The following is an 18360-nucleotide window of genomic DNA, read 5'->3' as shown; positions in this document are numbered from 1 at the left end:
CTAGGTTTATCTCTTCCATAACGAAACTACCTGTAACAGAAATTGCCTGTATAGGGTGTAAATAAGAGGCAAATCCAAATATAATTAAACATCCATAACTTACATACCAAACTCCTCACATTTGACTATTTGTGATAGGGAATCTTTATCAAGGACACTTCTTTAGTATGGCTATTATATGTACTGTAGAGAATAATGAAATTTGGAGCTATATCTTAAATGCTTTAGATAGCAAGCGACCTAAAGCCATAGCGGCAAGTCAGACAGGAAGTCATAATTACACTATTTTAACTACTCCTCTACGAACTTCAGAACTATTAGACTTGTGCTCTTCCGATGAAGATAAAGACATTTATGCTCTTTTCTCACCTCCGAGTTTAGTCATTTCTTCTGATAACTTTACAAGATTAGAGCTAGAGAAAGTTATCATAGAACGTACAAACGTATCTGAAGAGTTATTAGATTTATATTATAAGTTTAAGCATAAGCTTAAGTTAATTAATTCAACGTTTGCATTCGATAATTCAAATCGAGATATAGGGTTAAATGATAACTCATTCGATTTGGGAAGCGTAACGTTTCCAATTGGTCATAGAGATTTATTTTCGTACTTAGCTTTCAACAATCAAATAGAAAAAGCTCATAAAATAGAGAAGTTACTGAATGATGTAAGTCATGTGGCAGGGGCTGAGATAGATTCGCTTGTGAGTTTAGCTAGCGACAAGCTTGAGCTAGAAGCAGAGCGAGTCCAAGCTGAGTTGGCAAAGAGTAAGGAAGAAACTACTAGGTTAGTTGAAGAGTTGACTAGTAAATCCAATAGCTTTGACGCCGCTAGCGAAGAGTTATCGGATATTCGCAACAAATATAAAATATTAGAAAGAGAAAGGGCTCTTGAAAAAGACCGGCTGGAATTTACAGTATATAGTTTACAGACTAGTTTAGAAGAAAACACTAAAAGGCATAAAGCAGAGGTACTAGCAAATACTGAAAAGAATAGGAAGAGTTTGGAAGAAGCAGCTTTGGTTTACGAAGGAAAAATTAATGTATTAGAGGAAAAGGTTGCCTTTCTTTCAGGTGAATTGTCCGGCAGAAATGACTTATGTGATACTTATAAAAAGAAAAATATAGAATTAGAAAATGAAAATTTAAAGCTAGAAGAGTCACTATTTGTTACGCAAAAAACACTTGAGAACCATGTGCGGAAGTATGAAGCTAAGATCCAAATACTTAGTGATGAAATTCAAAAGCTTTTAACGCTGAATGAGCAGGAAGTATATAAAAGGGAGCAAGTTGAATCTCAATCACTCAAAATAAAAAATGACTACGATGAGCGATTGAAGTCAGTAAAAACTGATAAGCTTGAGTTAGCAAAAAGTGCAGAGCTTCAAGTTTCTGCGAAAAATAAAGAATTGGTAACGCTAAAGGTGACTAGCGAAAGAGCAATAGATAGGTTAGAGCGGGAAAACAAAAGTTTGCAAAAAGAATTAAAATCCTACCAAGCTCTTTACTATCAAATAAAAAATGACTTTGATGCGGTCAAAGAATCTACTACATGGAAGACGCTTAGTCCGGTCTTAAAGGTTAAAGATAAAGTCTTAGGGAAAAGTCAGAAACTTGACCAAGATGAGCTTATTTCAAATATCGGTTTGTTGTATACGAGTGATTTATTTGATGCTGATTGGTACTTGGCGACTTATAAAGATGTCGCTGAAAAAGGTTTAGACCCCGCAAAGCATTATTTATTACATGGGTTTAAGGAGGGAAGGCGTCCAAGCCTTAACTTCGACGGTAATTGGTATTTTAATTACTATAAGGATGTAAAGGCCGCTGGATTTAATCCTCTCGTACATTTCATTAAATATGGGAAAGCTGAAGGGCGTAAGACATCTCATAATCTTCTAATGAATTTAGATAGGTAAAGATATATGGATGAAAAACGTAAAGTTCTTTTATGGCTAGGTGGTTGTCAAGTAACAGAATTTAACATCAACTTTGAGAAATATGACGAAGTAGTTTTTATTGATGCACTCAAATATATTTGCTGGGAAGTAGAATCTTTTTTTTCACAAAAAGACATTAATGGGTTTGCTATAAACGCTGCAATTTCAGAAAACGCAATTACAGCAACTTTTAATGAAGCTTCTGATAGCGATTACTCATTTCTTGAAGGATATGAGGTAAAAAGGCCGAACAATATTAGCGTGGTCAATTCTTCCACAGTTCAAACTATGGGTTTTTCAGATGTGCTATCACTAGTTGACTTAGCCAGTTCTAGCCTATCTATTGTATGTGCTATTTCTAGTCTCTCTAGTATTCTCTGTGAGCATGTCTTATCCAACACTGATGATGGGAGTGTGGATGAATTCTATTTGTTGCAAAAAGATTATCAAACTAATGTTGCACTAGACGATGCGCTTTTTAAGCTGATGAGAAGCCGTTTTTACGTTCCGAAAGCACCTTTAAAATGCTCTAGCGGTAAGTATTTTTCCCATTACTTGTTTTCGAGCATTAAACTAAAAGCTGCGTTAAGAGATAAAGTTGAAGAAGCTCTCAAATTTGAAAACGAATCTCTAAAGAGCAAGCTCTCTCAAAAAGAAAAAGAGTATGAAATTCTGTCGACCAACTTTGAAAACTTTAAAAGTAAATTGACCTTGCAAATGGAGCGACTTCTTCAGCAAGCAGAGGTTATGCAAAGCACACAAGTCGATATTTTAACTAAGCTATCGGAAGAGTTTATTGAAAAAACTTCTTCTCTTGAGAGTCAAATCAATAAATTAGTTAAAGAGTCTAATACCTGCACTGAAGCAGCTATCGATGAGTTTATGACTAAAGTGTTAGAAAGGGTCGAGGTTGTGACGACGCAATTTAGCGACAATGTGATAAAGGCAGTAGATACTGCATCTTCACAATTGATAGACAAGCTAGATTCGACAGAAAAGAGAACAAAAGCATTAGTTAGCTCATCACATACTAATACAATTAAACAAATTGAAGATTATTCTTCTGTACGTAATTTTATCGATAGTGGCCAAAAACCTCTCAATTTTCATGGATGGCCTATTAGTCCTGATATAGCCGTTCGAATTGTGACAATGCTTTCCACAGCCCAGTATCATGGTGTTCTCGAGTTCGGAAGTGGTACCTCTACTGCCCTCATAGGACGAATTATAAAAAGACTGATACAGGACGGCGTTTATGAAAAAGCTATTCCGTTTTTCTCTTTCGACCACAATGAAATGTACTTTGAAAGAACAAAAGAGTTACTTAGGGCACATGAAGTTATGAAGTTCGTTACGCTCAATCACTGCGAGTTAGTTAAAGAGAAGTTTAATGATACGGATTTTCTTTACTACGATTGTCGTGACGTTATTAATAACTTTGGGCAATTGTTCAATAACATGAAGCCCAAATTATTAGTTTTGGTTGATGGGCCGCCAGGCTCAACAGATCCGCATGCAAGGTATCCAGCGTTCCCAATGATTTTACAGGAAATTAATCATAATGAATTTGACTTAGACTTTTTGGTCGACGATTACAACAGAAGAGAAGAGAAAGAAGTAGTCGAGAAATGGAAGCGGGATGCTGCGAATGCAGGGCTTAGTTCTGAAAATGAAGTGGTTACAAGTGAAAAAGGTTTTTCAATTTTTAGTGTTAGGTGTAAGAAATGAGTATTTTTAGTGAAGCAAGGAAGTTCTTTGAAAAAGGAGACTACACTAAAGCTTTAGAGCTATACGAAGAAGCGGGTAAAAGTTTTGGCAAAGAAGTTGTCAGCTATCATGTCCAAAGATGCAGAGAGCTGTTAGGCGACTCATATGGGCTAGATAAAATAACTCAAATACTTCTTTCTAACTCTGACAGCGACAAAAAAACATCTGATGAGCTTTTGGCCTTTTATAATGAGTTAACAAAACAAAAGTCGGAAGATGCGCAGGTTAAAACGGTAAAGCCTATTCCTGCTGCATGGCCAAGTGATTTATCTCTTGCTCCTTTGCCAGAATCAACGAATGACTTCGAATGGTATGGTGCAAAAAAAAATCATAATAGATATAAAGATGAAGACTACGGTCTTAGTATTATCATTCCTACTTTTAACAGGGCAAAGTTGCTAGACGTTACATTAGCTTGTTTAGTTAACCAAAAAACAAATTTTAATTTTGAAGTTATAGTCGCTGATGACGGAAGTAAAGAAGATCTTATTCCAACAATCAAGAACTTTGAAAGTCGCCTTCAAATAAAGTATGTACGTCAGCCAGACTATGGCTATCAGCTATGTGCCATTCGAAACCTAGGACTTCGTGCAGCGAAATATAAGTTCGTATCTATTTTAGATTGCGATATGGCACCAGATGTTACATGGGTCGAATCGTATCTGACAGAGTTAAAAAAGAACGATAATGTAGCGTTAATCGGGCCCAGGAAATATGTTGATACTTCGCATTTATCTTCTGAAGATATTTTAAATAACCCAACGCTAGTTGGTAGCCTACCAGAAGTTCTTACAACAGAAACATTAGGCCGTTCGAACACAGGTGAAAAATCTATAGATTGGCGACTTACTCACTTTGAAAAAACTGATTCTCTCAGGCTTTGTGACTCCCCATTTCGTTACTTTAGTGGTGGAAACGTTGCTTTTGCAAAGAAATGGTTAGATAAAGCTGGATGGTTTGATGAAGAGTTCACCCATTGGGGCGGAGAAGACAACGAATTTGGCTATAGACTCTACAGAGCTGGGTGCTTCTTTAAATCAGTAGATGGCGCACTAGCTTATCATCAAGAACCTCCTGGTGCTGAAAATGAAACGGATAGGGCTGCTGGAAAAGAAGTAACCATTAAAATAGTTCATCAAAAGGTGCCTTATTTCTATAGAAAATTGGAGCCTATTGAAAATGCAGTAATTAAACGAGTTCCTTTAGTTTCAATATACGTACCTGCCTATAATTGTGAAGACTCTATAGAACGATGTGTAAATAGTGCATTGAATCAAACTGTTACTGATCTAGAAGTTTGTATTTGTGATGACGGCTCGACAGACGGTACTTTAAATCTAATCCAAGAAAAATACGGTAAGAATCCGAGAGTTAGGTTTGTTACCCAGTCAAATGGTGGGATAGGTAAGGCCTCAAACACTGCGGTAAACTTGTGTAGGGGATACTATATTGGACAGCTTGACTCTGACGATTATTTGGAGCCCGATGCAGTTGAATTGTGTCTAACTGAGTTTTTCAAAAATAGGCAACTCGCGTGTGTTTACACTACTAACAGAAATGTAAACCCAGATGGCTCCTTAATACAAAATGGCTATAATTGGCCTGAGTACTCGCGAGAAATGTTAACAACAGCAATGATTTGCCATCATTTTAGAATGTTTACCATGAGAGCTTGGAATTTAGCTGGCGGGTTTGACGAGAAAATACTTAATGCGGTTGATTATGATATGTATCTAAAGTTAAGTGAAGTTGGACCGTTCAAGCATGTCAATAAAATTTCGTATAATCGCGTTCTCCATGGAGAAAATACTTCGATAAAAAAATTGAAAGAACAGAAGGAAAATCATTTTAAAGTCGTGAATAGCTCCTTATTTAGGCAAGGCATTGTTAGTCTTGAATACAAGGCTGCCGACAATGACGATTCTTCGAGAAAATATACGTTTATTAGAAAGGAAAAGTGATGGCTCTTAAATTTAGCGCAGTTATTAATTGTTTCAATGAAGAGGATTTCATTGAGTATGCAATCACCTCTATCAGTGAGCACTGCGATGAAATAGTCGTAGTTGACAATTGTTCAAAAGATAACACTGTCCTAAAAATTAAATCTTTATGTAAAAAAAATAAGAACATTAATGAAAAAGTTCAGCTGTTCGCCCTTAATAAGCCTAAACAACTTGCAGATGCGAGAAATTTCGGTATCGAACAAGCCACTAACGATTGGATTATTAAGTGGGATGGTGACTTTTGCGCCTACTCAGACTCAGATTCTATAAATGAAAAGATTAAACCATTTTCTGAGTTAATAAATTTGATAGAAAGAACCTACGAAAATTATGATATTTATCTGCTTCACTCACTAAATATATGTGGCGATTTATATCATTTTGATAAAACACGTAAATATTTAGGTTTGAGTGGTGATTCTTTCATTGGACGAAAAGACTGTATGTCTTATGGAGTAAACGAAAAATACGGAGATGTAGGAATTTTACGAAGGCCAGATGGCAGAACCCCAAGGTTCTTTAGACTTAACGATCCAGAGCGTGATCCAATGTTTTTCTTACATATTTATGGCGTCAAAAATGACGAATATCTTTTATATAGAAGGTTTTTGTCTGAATTCCAAGTATGGGTAGCTAATAACGCTCACATCGATTTTTGGGAATGGATGCGAGAGGTTAAAGATTACGATAAAGAATCAGGTGTAATCTACGTTCAAAAACAACTTCTTAGCAATATGGAAAAGCACGATTTACCACTCCCTAGTGTACTTGAACCTGCTATAGAATCTCCTAAGTATTTGATTGAGTATGATAACGGTATACCGGTCAATCGTCAGAGGTACATAAAGTGAGTAAACGTCTTATATTGGATATCGATGACACAATTTCATTTACCGCCTCTGGTGATTACAAAAATGCGTCTTTAAACCAAGAAATAGTTAATGTCATCAAACGCTATAAATCGCTTGGGTTCGAAATTGTATTCAGTACCGCCAGAAACATGCGTACATATAAAGGAAATGTAGGTAAAATAAATGCTAATACTCTACCGATAATAATTGACTGGCTAGAGGAAAATGGTATTCCCTACGATGAGGTTTACACAGGGAAGCCATGGTGCGGTTTTGAAGGCTTTTATGTAGATGATAAAGCAATTAGACCAAAAGAGTTTATTACAAATTCTTATGAAGAAATTATGGAATTACTTGAAAAGGATAAGTTGGAGCCAACCACGTGATTTTGATTAGTTCTGCGGCTTACGTCGAACAAGACTTAAGCGTTGAGGTTGGAAGGATACCTCCAGCTTTTTTACCAATAGGTAACAAGCGTCTTTATGAGTACCAGGTGGATTTACTTAAAAAATATGACTCAGAAATTTATTTGTCCCTGCCTGACACGTTTGAATTAGCAGCACATGATAAAAATGAACTAGAAGCTCTAGGTGTTCATTTAATTTTTGTACCAGAGGGGCTAACACTTGGTAATTCGATCGCTTTTAGTTGGTCATCCTCTGGCCGACAGTTTGATAACTTTACAATACTTCACGGCGACACTTTGTATCTTGAGCACAAACTACAACCTCTGGATTGTATTTTAGTTCATGAAAATGAAGGCGCTTACAGAAGAGGACAGGTCCAATTTGAAACTGCTTATGCTAACGAACATTATTCAAGCGATTTTGTTGATAATGAGAAGCTAGTTATTTCTGGTTTCTTTAGATTTAGCAATCCACCGAAGTTGATTCAAGGAATACTCGAAAACTCTGGTGATTTTGTGAAAGGCGTTCAGTCATATCACTCTACTGTCGGCTTAACGGACATTACTGACGGAGAGTGGCTCGATTTCGGCCATTTAAATAGCTTTTTCAACAGCCGCTCAAAAATGACTACACAGAGGTCTTTTAACGCTCTCCGTATTGATCCTAGGTGCGTGACTAAGCTTAGCGAAGATAAAGCTAAGATGCGGGCAGAATCAAATTGGTTTAACACTATTCCCATGCCAATGAGATTACATACGCCAGCTTTGATCTCTGACTATGAGGAAAAAAATGGCGTTGGACGCTATTCACTTGAATATTTGTATCTATTGCCGCTAAACGACTTAATGGTCTTCGGGCAACTACCTAATTCCACCTGGCGTAAAATAATAGAGTCTGCTGGCAAAATTATTGAGGACTTTTCGAATTATAAAACTTCTGAAATTAAACTAGAAGATCTCGATAATCTATATTTCGCCAAAACGAAGCAGCGTCTCACAGAAATTAATAGTTGGTCTTTTGTTAAGGTAAAGCCTGAACATTTTAACTTTGATAGTTCATTAGCTTTAGCAGAGCGAGCATCTTCATTCATTTCAAAGGTTAGTAGAAAGCAGGTGTGTATTGTTCATGGAGATTTTTGTTTTAGTAATTTGCTATATGATAGCCGTATACAATCTTTAAAATTAATCGATCCTAGAGGCTTAACTTTTGACCGGAAGTTGAGTATATACGGTGATAGAAGATATGATGTAGCGAAGTTTTTTCACTCTTTAGTTGCCAATTACGACTACATAATAGCGGGGAGATATGATCTTCAAGACGCAGAGTTAGTTTTTTTCAAAAATGAAAAGTCTGTATTTTTATATGAAGAATTCGAGCGTGTATTTTCTACAGAACTCGGTTTTGATATGAAGGAAATCATAGCAATAAATATTCACTTGTTTCTCTCAATGCTACCACTTCACTCAGATAGACCGGATAGACAGTGGGCGATGTTGTTAAATGCACATAGATTAGAAAAGCTTTATTTGAAGGATTAAAAATGATTGTTATACCTATGGCAGGGCTGTCCTCTCGATTTCGTAAAGCAGGCTTCGATAAACCAAAATACATGCTAGAAGCAAAAGGAATGACTCTTTTTGAGCATGCGCTTTTAAGCTTTAAGGAGTATTTTAAAAGCGAACCTTTTCTTTTTATCTTACTCGATGTTGAAGGTACCTTAGATTTCGTAAAGGCAAAAGCCAATTCTCTTGGGATTGGCAACATTGAAATTGTCACATTGGAAGCGCCAACAAGAGGACAGGCGGAAACGGTCTATCTGGGTCTCCAAGGCATAGAGATACTTGATGATTTATCTATTACAATTTTCAATATTGATACGTTTAGACCGGGATTTAAATATCCTACGTCGTTTAATACGAGCCAAGTTGATGGCTATCTAGAAACTTTTGTTGGCGAAGGAGCAAACTGGAGTAACGTACTTCCGGTGGAAGGTAGCACCGATAGAGTTGCACTGACTGCCGAAAAACAAGAGATCTCTCAATATTGCTGCACAGGTTTGTATTATTTTAAAAGCGCAGCCAAGTATATAAATCTTTTCGAAAAATATATCCAGCGTGATGTTGAAGAGTTGCAAGGTGGGGAGTTCTATATAGCGCCTATGTACAATGATTTGATTAATGCTGGTTTGGACATCAGATTCTCAGTTATTGATAAATCGGATGTTATATTTTGCGGTGTTCCTGATGAATATTATCAATTTATTGAATCTTAAATCATGAACGATAGAGAATATTGGTTCACTATTGCGAAAAATATAGTTGGTATACCATTTAATTCTTAAAAAAATGGATCATTCCTAGAGGGCTTACCCAGCATAAGTGAGCCCTCCGTTGAACGCTATAAAAGGACAACCTATTTAGAGTGTATTAGCCGAACTTTGGCGGTAGTTGCACCTTTAATTGAAGCTGGAAAATTTGAAGTTCTAGGTTTCAATAGCCATGCGCTAATCCAATCATTCAAAGCTCAATTCAACCCCATTTCTACGCTATACCTAAACTTCACAGAAGGTAATCAACCATAAGTTGACTATGCTTTTCTCCCCATGGCTTTTTTACGCGTCACCGCAAACGAACGTAAGCGTCCGCTAATCCCACCTAACGCTTAGCAAACTGCCATGGTAACAGTTGTTCGATGTTCGGTTCCGGTTTACTGAGTTCATTAAGGCAAGACATCACATACTCGAACACATTGAGGTCGTTGGCCTTTGCCGTTTCGATGATGCTATAGAGCACTGCACTGGCGCTTGCGCCCGTGGCGGTTTGACTAAACAGCCAGTTTTTTCTGCCTATGACGAACGGTTTAATCGCGCGCTCAGCGCGATTGTTATCGATACTTAGTTGGCCGTCGAGTGTATAGCTCTCGAGCTTTTCCCATTGGTTCAAGCAATATTGTATCGCTTCACCTAATTTGGTTTTCGGTAGCACTTGTTGTACTGATTTCATTAGCCATACGTGAAGCTGATTGAGCAACGGCAGGCTCTTTTCTTGTCTGGTAAGGTAGCGCACCTCCACCGTTTTATCTTTTAATTGAGTTTCGATGCGGTATAGCTTTTGGATATGGTTGAGCGCCCAATCCGCTTTGCCACTGCCTTTTTTACCTGCGCCTTTTTTGGCTTCCATGAACTTACGACGTGCATGTGCCCAACAACCAATGAGTGTCGCTTGCGTTTGCTCATAGCCTTGATAGCCATCTACTTGCAGGTAGCCGTTATAGCCTTGCAGGAACTCCACCGCACATTTCCCAGCCCGACTATTGTGATAGTCGTACAGCACGATATTAGGTATCTCTGCATCGGGTATATTACCGTTAGGAGAGTCTGCGCCACTGGCGTACAGCCACATATAGCTGTTCGCTTTTTCAGACTCAACCACTTTTAGCGTGGTTTCATCCGCCGCTAAAACAGGTTGCTTTAACAGGTGTTGATGAAGCTGCTCGTAAAGCGGTTTAAATAACTCAGCGCAGCGAATTATCCAATCAGCCATTGTCTTACGGCTTAATTCAATACCATGCTGTTTAAACATAGCCTCTTGACGATAAAGCGGTAAGCCATACTGATATTTGCTGGTAATGATTTGACTTAATAAGCTTGGCGTCGCATAACCTTTTGGGATAATGCTGTGAGGTACGGGCGCTTGTTTAATCGTGTTGCTGATACCGTCCTTTTCACAGGTACGGCACGCATATTTAGGGCGAATATGCTCAATCACTTTAACCTGGGCTGGGATAAACTGAAGCTTCTCTGACTTATCTTCACCTATGCGATGTAACTCACTGGCACAACAGTCACAGACTTTCTCTTCGTCGCTGATATCGTGAACAATAACTTCGCGAGGCAGGTCTTTCGGTAGCGGTTTACGTACAGGCTTTTTACGAGTGTAGCTAATCGCTTCTTCAGCTGTTTCAGTTTCAGCCTCAACAACCAGTTCTTCCGCTTCATTGAACAACTCACCTTGCCCAGGGTGGCCTTCGGTGCTTTTACCGAACTGCTTGTGCTGGGCAACGCGGAACTGTTCTTCTAAATAGGCTATCCGCGCGCTCTTCTCTTCAAGAAGCGCTTCAAGTTCAGCGATGCGGGATTGATATTCTTTCTCGTTCATACCATTATTATCCCGTATTAAGCCGCTGATTACCTTACATTATCAAGACTATTTCGTGATCGTTAATCGCTACTTATGATCACAGGTTATAAGCCCGATGCATTGTAGTGCAAGGGTTGATGACCTATAACATCGTAGCCCGATAACAGCCATTGTAGCTGTTGCTCACTAACGTGCAGCTGTTGCAATTCCGTTTCAACAGGCCACTTAAACCGATGCTTCTCGAGGCGCTTGTACCACAGTGCGAAGCCCGTTTTATCCCAATAGAGTATTTTGACCTTATCGCGCTTTTTGTTGCAGAAGACGAACAGTGCATCGCGAAACGGATTCAGGCCCATATCCTGCTCAACAACGACAATTAAACCATTAATCGATTTGCGGAAGTCGACGATATCCATGTACAGGTAAATGTCGGCAGGCTCTACGAACATTTTCATTCGGCCAATGCCTTTATCACAGTAGCAACCCAGTGAGGGTTAATAGTTGTTGGCACGGTAAGTTGAGCATTTCCAAGTTTCAGGAGAAGTTCGCCATCCATGGCTTCGGTGTACGATTCAACCTTCGTGACTTCACGTTTCACCTGAACGAACTTGCTACTTGTTCGCTGTAACCGAATATCACGACGCCTGGTGTAGTAAGTTTGAACATTAATCTGCTGTTGGCGACAAAACGCCACCGCGGTGAGTCCACTTTGCTTTTGTTGTTCAAATAGTTTGAGCCAGTCTTGGACGTCTCTTCGTTGATGTTGCTGCATGGTCATTCTCCTTAGCAAAAAAGAACACCATGCCGTAGCTAACTTATGAATTGAACGTGGGGATTACCGGACGGACACAAACGAACGGTATATGCGAGCGCTTCCACAAAACGATATTGAATGAGTTCTACCAAATTACGTTCCGTAAAAAGCTGTACACTTAGCTAGAAGAGCTTCAAAAAGATCTGGACGTGTGGATGGGTTACTACAACAATGAAAAGACTCATCAGGGTAAAATGTGATGTGGCTGAACGCCACTAGAAACATTAATCGATGGTAATCAGACTTGGGCGGATAAGAATCTAGCTCAAACCTAATCTGACAGCGGCACCTTGAAAATCGCGTAACTGTCATATCAAGTCTGAGCTAGTATATACCTTTGAAAATCACACTACTAAGCATTTTGAGCGCGTTCGTTTGTCAAACTAGAAGTGCAGAACTATACTCATCTAAATCGTTTTTTTCCCGACTCCAAGTTACATTAGTTCTGATGATTCGGGCCGGTGAGCCAACAACAACAACACTTTCTGGTATTACACCAGAAACAACGGAAGCTGTACCTGCTATAGATCCGTTGGCTATTTTGGTGCCAGCAACAAGGGTGCTACGTCGTCCCAACCAAACATGATCGCCAAGAGTCACTTCACTATAGTCTTGATTGATAATTTCGCCAGTGGTGAGATCAATAATTCCATGCTGGTCAGATGTTTGAATCAATACTTCACTAGAAAACATACAGTCCTTTCCACAGCTAAAGCCCGTATCATGAGTATAGATAGTAGTGCCATTTGAAGTGGTATTTTCACCAATTAAGATACTACTCTTACCCGTCATCCTTAGCACGTAGTGCCCTTTTGAGCCATCACCAAATTTGAGAGCTTGGTCATTACCGCCGCTAGAGATGTTTAATTCGCCTGATGTGGCGCCTATATAGGCACTGAACCTTTTTCGTGGTCGCCCTTTTCCATGTACCTTTAGCTTCACTATTAATGAGTTGTTTTCAATTGCTGATATCGCAGCCTCACTAAACTCAATGTAAGAGTCTTCGCAAAACTCACCTTTAACTCTTACAAACTTTTTGGCATTTTTTATGGTCAGTCTCATTCAAAACTTCTCTTGGTTATAGAATCTTTGCGGCAAGGTTTTTGTAATGGTGCCAAATTTTTATACTTGAAAGATTTTCGACTGGCTTTGAAGTTTCTAACCAAGGTTTTACTCCACCAGCATAGTGGATGATTGAGATATCTGCCAAGATATCTTTATATACTGAATCGCTTGCAAGACGGAGATAACTGTCTTGATAATTGTAACGAGATGAAGCCATACCAAGCATACTTTTGTTACTGGCAAAGTACTCACTTAATAACCCTTGTTCGTGAATTGAGACTCTCTCCGATGCGAACTTTGTAATTTCATCAAAAAACTCATCGTCTAGTAAATCGTTATTTACAAGCATCACGCCGGAGTTAATACGGTTCTTATGTTTATTATCGAACTCACCGTTAAGCATGTTTAGCAGTTGGGCATCGGTATTTTCAGTGCGAATAGATTGTTGAAATTGAGGGCATGTAACTAGAGATTTATCTGGAAACGCTTTTAAAAGGCCGTCCAGCGAATTCAGTGTTAGCATGTCTACATCTAAGAAAAGAAGTTTGCTCGTTTCTTGTTTTTCAAAAATGCACCACTTAAGAAACGTTCCTCTATTCCAGTCAGCCCGCTCTGGACGTTTAACATTGTCCTTAGCTAAAGTATAAAGACGACTCTTTCTTTCTCCTGAAAGTACACTAATTTTATCTGCAGCGGCTGCGATTATAGGGTCGTGTGTTAACTGTTCGTCGTCAGTGTAGATAACAATAGGGTTTTTACAGAGGACTCCGTTTTCAGCCATGCTAGCTAGCATAACTTTAAAACATTCCGCATAGCCACTGTCAAATGCAAAAGCAAGTGTTAGATCAGGTGAGACCGTTGAATGGCTTGTGTCCTTTATATCGAGAAGGCCTTTCTCCTGAAGGGAATTTATTGACATACTGTCCTACTTTTAAAATTATGGTTAGATGCGCCCTCAGCCCTATACGTTAAAGGACTGTATTGAGGGGATATTGCTCGCAATTTACCACTATAAGAGGTAATTTTCCAACTTAAGAGGCACGAATTAAATAGTTCCTTAAATAAGTTACTTTAACTAATAATTCTATTGTGAATCCCCCTTACTGAAAAGCTCGTCTACTTTACTTGCTAGAACCTCTGGAATAGTGGTTACAAAGCTTTCAGCAACTTGTTTAGCACGAGGAAATTTTTTTTCACCCGAAACTATATTAGCAACGTTGTAAAACTCTTCGAGTGGAAAATTCTCTATAAAAGAGTTTTTCTGCTCTGCACTATCCCATAATGATGGATGCCCTTCATCGAATGCAGCATCAATAAATTCCCTGTTGATTTTTAACCAGCTTTTAAAGTTTTCGTTTTCCGTTCTACCACTAATATATTTATTGGCGTAATTTTTTACTATAATTTGCGATACAGAAAGGCTTTGCCGTACTTTTTCTTCGTCAAAGCTAGCCTCTATATTAAAACCCATTTGTGTGAAAAAGTTCTGCACGAAGTTATCGCTATCGCGCAAGTTTTCATAGGTCAACACAATGACTGAACCAAAAACTTCTTTATAACGGAGTAAGTTCTCCGTGTACTTTAAATGGAATTTGGTTTTCGCCCAGTCAGTTAGATGCGGGAGTTGAGGAGCGGGTTTAGCAACAGTTTCTTTATAAAGGGACTCTATAAAGCTATCAGGTCTGCGAAAGACCAAAACTGGTATAATTTCAAAACCTTCAAAAAGGTTCTTAATACGTTGCAAATAGAGCTTTCTAGGGTCAGTTTCTTTTGATTTAATAAAGTGCCTGAAAATAGACTCGGCGCTGAATAGTATGTCGCAGTTCTTTCGTAGAGCGTCATCATGCCATTTTGATGATAATTTTTTACATTCATCAAAAGTTAATTGAGAATCTTTTCCTGCGACCGCATGAGTGAATTGCATGTGGCCATTTATTTTCATTTCCGCAAAAGGTTCATAGTTTGGGTAATATAACCGATGACTTTCCAAGATTTCTTTGTTATTTTTTGCCCATTTTTGAATGGCAGATGTCCCAGTTTTGTGCATACCTGCATGTAAATAAATCCGTGGTTGCATTTTTGTCCTTAAAACATTGTTTTTAACTGACGGTGAAAGCATATAGTAAATTACTAATCGCCATCTATCACTGCCTGTGAGTGCGTAACTCTATCCCACATCATAAATAGTGGTGATGTTTTGCTTGGGTTCCAATTGTCTTGGAACGAATTTGTCCACGCTTCATTGCTTTTCTGCTTCCCGTAATAAGATAACGCAATTTGGTAGCTTTGCTTATTGTTATGCGCGCCCTTGTAGTTCCCTTTTTTCAGTCCTTTAGGGTTATCTATTTCGCCTAAAAATAAACTTTTAAAGTGAAGTAAAATTGCTTCTAGTCTAGGCATACTTTCGTCATCAATTATAACGTCAAAGAGTATGTCTCCCTGATTTGAAGCTATTTCAGCCGTTTGGATGAGTCCAATTATTGTATATTGTGGATGCCAAGGGTCTGACAAGTAGTCTGCGTTCAAAGAGCCATCTTTATTTGACAAGGTTTTTAGATAGTAGGTGAAGTTTTGGACTTGTTGTTCATAAAGAGTTTCATTTTTAAGATACACCGCTAAAGACATTTCTGCCAGCATTGCAGATGTGCCCCAATTGTTATCTCTGTGAGCTTCTTTAGCATACGAATGAAGTTTTTTAATGAAACGCCTAAACTCACGTTCATCTGCAGATGTCCAATCTGTAAGGTCAATCTGAATCATATCTAAAGCGGAAATCCATATTGGTAAGATCCAAGCGCTCTCTAGGTACATCTGCGGTTTGTAACCTTTGACTACCTTAAAGTCTTCAAACGTTGAAGCCCAAGCCTTTATAATCTCAGCGCTCTTTTGTTTGTGGGCATCGTTGCGCGTAATGTGCCACATAAGAGCATGCGCTCTTGCTGCGTGAGCATCTCCCTTGAATTGCTCTTCGTGTAGGGTGCTTTCTCGCGCTGCGATTTCCACAATTTTATAAGCTTTAAATTTGCGTTCAAAACTTACATATTCAGAAGAAATAAGCTGATTTAGTGCTTTTTGTGTCGAGGCAGTTGTAGCCCTAGTTGTTCTATGCAAATGACGAAGCTCATCGCCTGTATTCATGATTGACGGACTGATGAAATTTTTGGCATCAGACTCGGTGGCGACGGTTAACGCAGCAATGGCCCATATCGCTAAAAATAGAAAAAATAAGTTCTTCATAATTTATTGAACATGTAGAGTCATAACGGGTAACTTGTTAGTATTACAAAAAATTAGTAAATGATATAGATAAATGGCACTTCACACATTTCTCGGAACGTTGAAACAAAAGTTTAGTTCGAACAGGCAATTAAAAAAGCATGAGCTTTTAATCCGTCGTAGTGGTAAATTCGATGAGAGCTTTTACATAAAAAGTTATCCACAAATTGGAAGTGAAGGCATCAAAAATCCAGTTAGGCATTACCTCATTGAGGGAGCTTCTCTTGGATATAACCCTACAACGTGGTTTAACTCTTCTTGGTATGTAGAGCAGTACGAAGACGTTAAAGAGCATCAGTTTAACCCTCTTGTGCACTATATAATGCATGGAAGACGTGAAGGCCGAAAACCAAACCCCAATCAGTTTGAATCAACATTAGAAAAGAAGATTGACCAATTAAAAAATGGCGTTGTAGAAAATTTGTGGGGCGGGTACTCGTCACCGGCTCTTGAAGAGCTATCGTCTATTTACACGAATTCATCTGCTGATGTTGATTTAAGATTTTTTGCCGCATGGCATGCTGCAAGGTGGTATTACTTTGTAGCGGACTATGTTAAGGCTCTGAGTATTTCTGAGTTGGTAAGGGATCTTAGTCCTGAATATCATTTAGATAAAACTGCAGTGTTGATGCACTCATTTTGTTTAATGAAATTAGGAGAAACTGAAAAGGCTAAACTACATCTTTACGAATATTTAGAAACTGTGCCAGATGACGCCGATGTACTCTTGTCGATGTCTAACATATGCAAGGAGCCTAGCGAGCGCTTGGCGTGGATAAATGAAGCATATGAACGTAACGGTTTTATGCCGATTGATTTTAACGAAGTAGAATTAACGCTTAGTTTTGAAAGTCTAATCGGGCAGGCCCCTTCTGTTGTAGACGAACGTTTGGTAAGCATTATCATCCCCACTTTTAATGCCGGAACTAGGTTAGCTGTAGCGATAAAATCCCTTTTGAATCAAAGCTGGCAAAATATTGAAGTAATAGTAGTTGACGACTGCAGCACGGATGAAACACCAGAGCTTGTCAAAGAATTGGCTACTGAAGATAGCAGGGTCAAATTAGTTCAACAGAAAGAAAATGGCGGCGCCTATAGAGCTAGAAATGCAGGTTTGCAGGTTGCTAAAGGTGACTTTATCACTACACATGATGGCGATGATTGGTCTCACCCTCAAAAAATTGAATCACAAATTGCTTACCTAGATTCAAAACCTACAGTGATGGGAGTTTCAACACATTGGATAAGAGCTACTAATGAGCTTCACTTTCAGCATAATTGGCGATTGAACCCAAGGCTGATTCATTGGTCGCACTCTTCTTTCTTATTCAGAAGAGAGGTGTTGGACGATTTAGGCTCCTGGGATAACGTGATTGCAGGCGGTGATACAGAGTTTATTTGGCGTGTTCAAGCGAAATATGGCAAGTGGGCTTTCAAAAAAATTCACAAAGAAGTACCTATGGCATTTGCGTTGGATGATGACGGTTCTCTTACTAGAAACAAAGCCACGCATATAAAAACAATGCACAACGGACTTCGTCATATTTATCGAAGTGCATGTCAGTGGTGGCACAAAACTAATCCAGATAATTTATTTAATGAGAACGGATTAGACAGGAATTTTCCTGCGCCGAAATCAATGGTCGTTCGTGGTGATAATTCCGCTAAGGCTGAGTTAATTTTTATTTCGGACTTCAGCCAGAAACGCTTCAAGCCTAGTGAAGTCGAAATAATTAAAATGCTGATAGCAGAAGGTCATCAGGTTGTGCTTTATCATATCCCTGAGTATGGGAAAATTACTCGCCCCATTTGTGATCAATTCTTTGAGTTGCTGATGAATGAGAATGTCACTGTCTGCGTTTACGGTATGGAAGTAACAGCTAAATATGCTGTAATCCTAAATCAAAGCTTACTTAAACACGTGCCAGATCAACTAGCCGAGATCAATGTTGAAAGTGTTTTTATAAAAAAGAACGGTAATAATGAGCCCATTCTAACGAACGTTGACTTTTTTGTTACCAGAGAACCAACTACGAAAGTTACTACCGTTAATAAGCTAGATTTACTTTCAACTATTACTAGTCTTTTCTTCAAATAA

At 38.6% G+C, this 18360-nt stretch carries 15 protein-coding genes and 1 pseudogene; 9 read left to right on the top strand and 7 right to left on the bottom strand.

Annotation, left to right across the window (positions count from 1 at the left end; genetic code table 11):
* Positions 1-167 precede the first annotated feature (167 nt).
* Genes QME20_RS14530 through QME20_RS14500 form a run of 7 tightly spaced genes read left to right on the top strand, consistent with a single transcriptional unit; the run spans position 168 to position 9240 of the window.
* Positions 168-1919, top strand: a complete 1752-nt coding sequence (locus QME20_RS14530; RefSeq protein WP_281716147.1) for a hypothetical protein — start codon at positions 168-170, stop codon at positions 1917-1919.
* Positions 1920-1925: 6 nt separating this feature from the next.
* Entirely contained in the window at positions 1926-3668 is a 1743-nt protein-coding gene (locus QME20_RS14525; protein ID WP_281716146.1) for a hypothetical protein, read from the top strand.
* The gene (locus QME20_RS14520; protein WP_281716145.1) at positions 3665-5668 is read left to right on the top strand and encodes a glycosyltransferase; all 2004 of its coding nucleotides are present in this window, start codon (positions 3665-3667) and stop codon (positions 5666-5668) included. Before QME20_RS14525 ends, QME20_RS14520 begins: the two co-directional genes overlap by 4 nt.
* Positions 5668-6561, top strand: a complete 894-nt coding sequence (locus QME20_RS14515) for a glycosyltransferase family 2 protein (RefSeq protein ID WP_281716144.1) — start codon at positions 5668-5670, stop codon at positions 6559-6561. Before QME20_RS14520 ends, QME20_RS14515 begins: the two co-directional genes overlap by 1 nt.
* A complete protein-coding gene (locus tag QME20_RS14510) occupies positions 6558-6947 on the top strand; it encodes an HAD hydrolase family protein (protein ID WP_281716143.1) in 390 nt (129 codons plus the stop codon). The genes QME20_RS14515 and QME20_RS14510 overlap by 4 nt, the downstream gene beginning before the upstream one ends.
* The gene (locus QME20_RS14505) at positions 6944-8506 is read left to right on the top strand and encodes a hypothetical protein (protein ID WP_281716142.1); all 1563 of its coding nucleotides are present in this window, start codon (positions 6944-6946) and stop codon (positions 8504-8506) included. The genes QME20_RS14510 and QME20_RS14505 overlap by 4 nt, the downstream gene beginning before the upstream one ends.
* Before the next feature lie 2 nt (positions 8507-8508).
* Positions 8509-9240 (top strand): glycosyltransferase family 2 protein, encoded by a 732-nt coding sequence (locus QME20_RS14500; protein WP_281716141.1) that lies wholly within the window; start codon positions 8509-8511, stop codon positions 9238-9240.
* A 382-nt stretch (positions 9241-9622) separates the two neighbouring features.
* Here the strand turns inward: QME20_RS14500 and QME20_RS14495 are convergent, their stop codons facing one another.
* The 3 genes from QME20_RS14495 to QME20_RS14485 form a co-directional block, all read right to left on the bottom strand.
* Positions 9623-11125 (bottom strand): IS66 family transposase, encoded by a 1503-nt coding sequence (locus tag QME20_RS14495; RefSeq protein WP_281716140.1) that lies wholly within the window; start codon positions 11123-11125, stop codon positions 9623-9625.
* A gap of 86 nt (positions 11126-11211) precedes the next feature.
* A complete protein-coding gene (tnpB, locus tag QME20_RS14490) occupies positions 11212-11562 on the bottom strand; it encodes an IS66 family insertion sequence element accessory protein TnpB (RefSeq protein ID WP_281716139.1) in 351 nt (116 codons plus the stop codon).
* On the bottom strand, positions 11559-11879 hold the full coding sequence (locus QME20_RS14485; RefSeq protein WP_281716138.1) for an IS66 family insertion sequence element accessory protein TnpB: 321 nt from the start codon (positions 11877-11879) through the stop codon (positions 11559-11561). Before QME20_RS14485 ends, tnpB begins: the two co-directional genes overlap by 4 nt.
* Positions 11880-11956: 77 nt before the next feature.
* Between QME20_RS14485 and QME20_RS14480 the strand changes: the two are divergent.
* Positions 11957-12196, top strand: a pseudogene (locus QME20_RS14480) (integrase core domain-containing protein); the annotation flags it as partial.
* A 103-nt stretch (positions 12197-12299) separates the two neighbouring features.
* Here QME20_RS14480 and QME20_RS14475 read toward each other — a convergent pair.
* From QME20_RS14475 to QME20_RS14460, 4 genes are all read right to left on the bottom strand, one after another.
* Entirely contained in the window at positions 12300-12983 is a 684-nt protein-coding gene (locus QME20_RS14475; RefSeq protein ID WP_281716137.1) for an acyltransferase, read from the bottom strand.
* A gap of 16 nt (positions 12984-12999) precedes the next feature.
* Entirely contained in the window at positions 13000-13905 is a 906-nt protein-coding gene (locus QME20_RS14470; RefSeq protein WP_281716136.1) for a glycosyltransferase, read from the bottom strand.
* A gap of 165 nt (positions 13906-14070) precedes the next feature.
* Positions 14071-15063, bottom strand: coding sequence for a hypothetical protein (locus tag QME20_RS14465; protein WP_281716135.1), 993 nt, complete (start codon positions 15061-15063; stop codon positions 14071-14073).
* A gap of 53 nt (positions 15064-15116) precedes the next feature.
* Positions 15117-16223: an alginate lyase family protein gene (locus tag QME20_RS14460; protein ID WP_281716134.1), complete on the bottom strand. Its 1107-nt coding sequence runs from the start codon at positions 16221-16223 to the stop codon at positions 15117-15119.
* Positions 16224-16296: 73 nt separating this feature from the next.
* Between QME20_RS14460 and QME20_RS14455 the strand changes: the two genes are divergently transcribed.
* Positions 16297-18360 carry a glycosyltransferase family 2 protein gene (locus QME20_RS14455; protein WP_281716133.1) on the top strand — a complete coding sequence of 688 codons (2064 nt, stop codon included), beginning with the start codon at positions 16297-16299 and terminating at the stop codon, positions 18358-18360.

Origin of the sequence: Alteromonas sp. CyTr2 (assembly GCF_947311905.1) — a bacterium.
In the GTDB taxonomy this organism is placed as follows: Bacteria; Pseudomonadota; Gammaproteobacteria; order Enterobacterales; family Alteromonadaceae; genus Alteromonas; species Alteromonas macleodii.
The sequence above is the reverse complement of the archived record's forward strand: the minus strand, read 5'-3'. Positions and strand labels throughout refer to the sequence as shown.

Coding starts and splice junctions, on each gene's coding strand:
- QME20_RS14530 (WP_281716147.1), top strand. CDS start 168: ATGGCTATTATATGTACTGTAGAGAATAATGAAATTTGGAGCTATATC.
- QME20_RS14500 (WP_281716141.1), top strand. CDS start 8,509: ATGATTGTTATACCTATGGCAGGGCTGTCCTCTCGATTTCGTAAAGCA.
- QME20_RS14520 (WP_281716145.1), top strand. CDS start 3,665: ATGAGTATTTTTAGTGAAGCAAGGAAGTTCTTTGAAAAAGGAGACTAC.
- QME20_RS14455 (WP_281716133.1), top strand. CDS start 16,297: ATGGCACTTCACACATTTCTCGGAACGTTGAAACAAAAGTTTAGTTCG.
- QME20_RS14460 (WP_281716134.1), bottom strand. CDS start 16,223: ATGAAGAACTTATTTTTTCTATTTTTAGCGATATGGGCCATTGCTGCG.
- QME20_RS14495 (WP_281716140.1), bottom strand. CDS start 11,125: ATGAACGAGAAAGAATATCAATCCCGCATCGCTGAACTTGAAGCGCTT.
- QME20_RS14515 (WP_281716144.1), top strand. CDS start 5,668: ATGGCTCTTAAATTTAGCGCAGTTATTAATTGTTTCAATGAAGAGGAT.
- QME20_RS14525 (WP_281716146.1), top strand. CDS start 1,926: ATGGATGAAAAACGTAAAGTTCTTTTATGGCTAGGTGGTTGTCAAGTA.
- QME20_RS14485 (WP_281716138.1), bottom strand. CDS start 11,879: ATGCAGCAACATCAACGAAGAGACGTCCAAGACTGGCTCAAACTATTT.
- QME20_RS14470 (WP_281716136.1), bottom strand. CDS start 13,905: ATGTCAATAAATTCCCTTCAGGAGAAAGGCCTTCTCGATATAAAGGAC.
- QME20_RS14475 (WP_281716137.1), bottom strand. CDS start 12,983: ATGAGACTGACCATAAAAAATGCCAAAAAGTTTGTAAGAGTTAAAGGT.
- tnpB (WP_281716139.1), bottom strand. CDS start 11,562: ATGAAAATGTTCGTAGAGCCTGCCGACATTTACCTGTACATGGATATC.
- QME20_RS14465 (WP_281716135.1), bottom strand. CDS start 15,063: ATGCAACCACGGATTTATTTACATGCAGGTATGCACAAAACTGGGACA.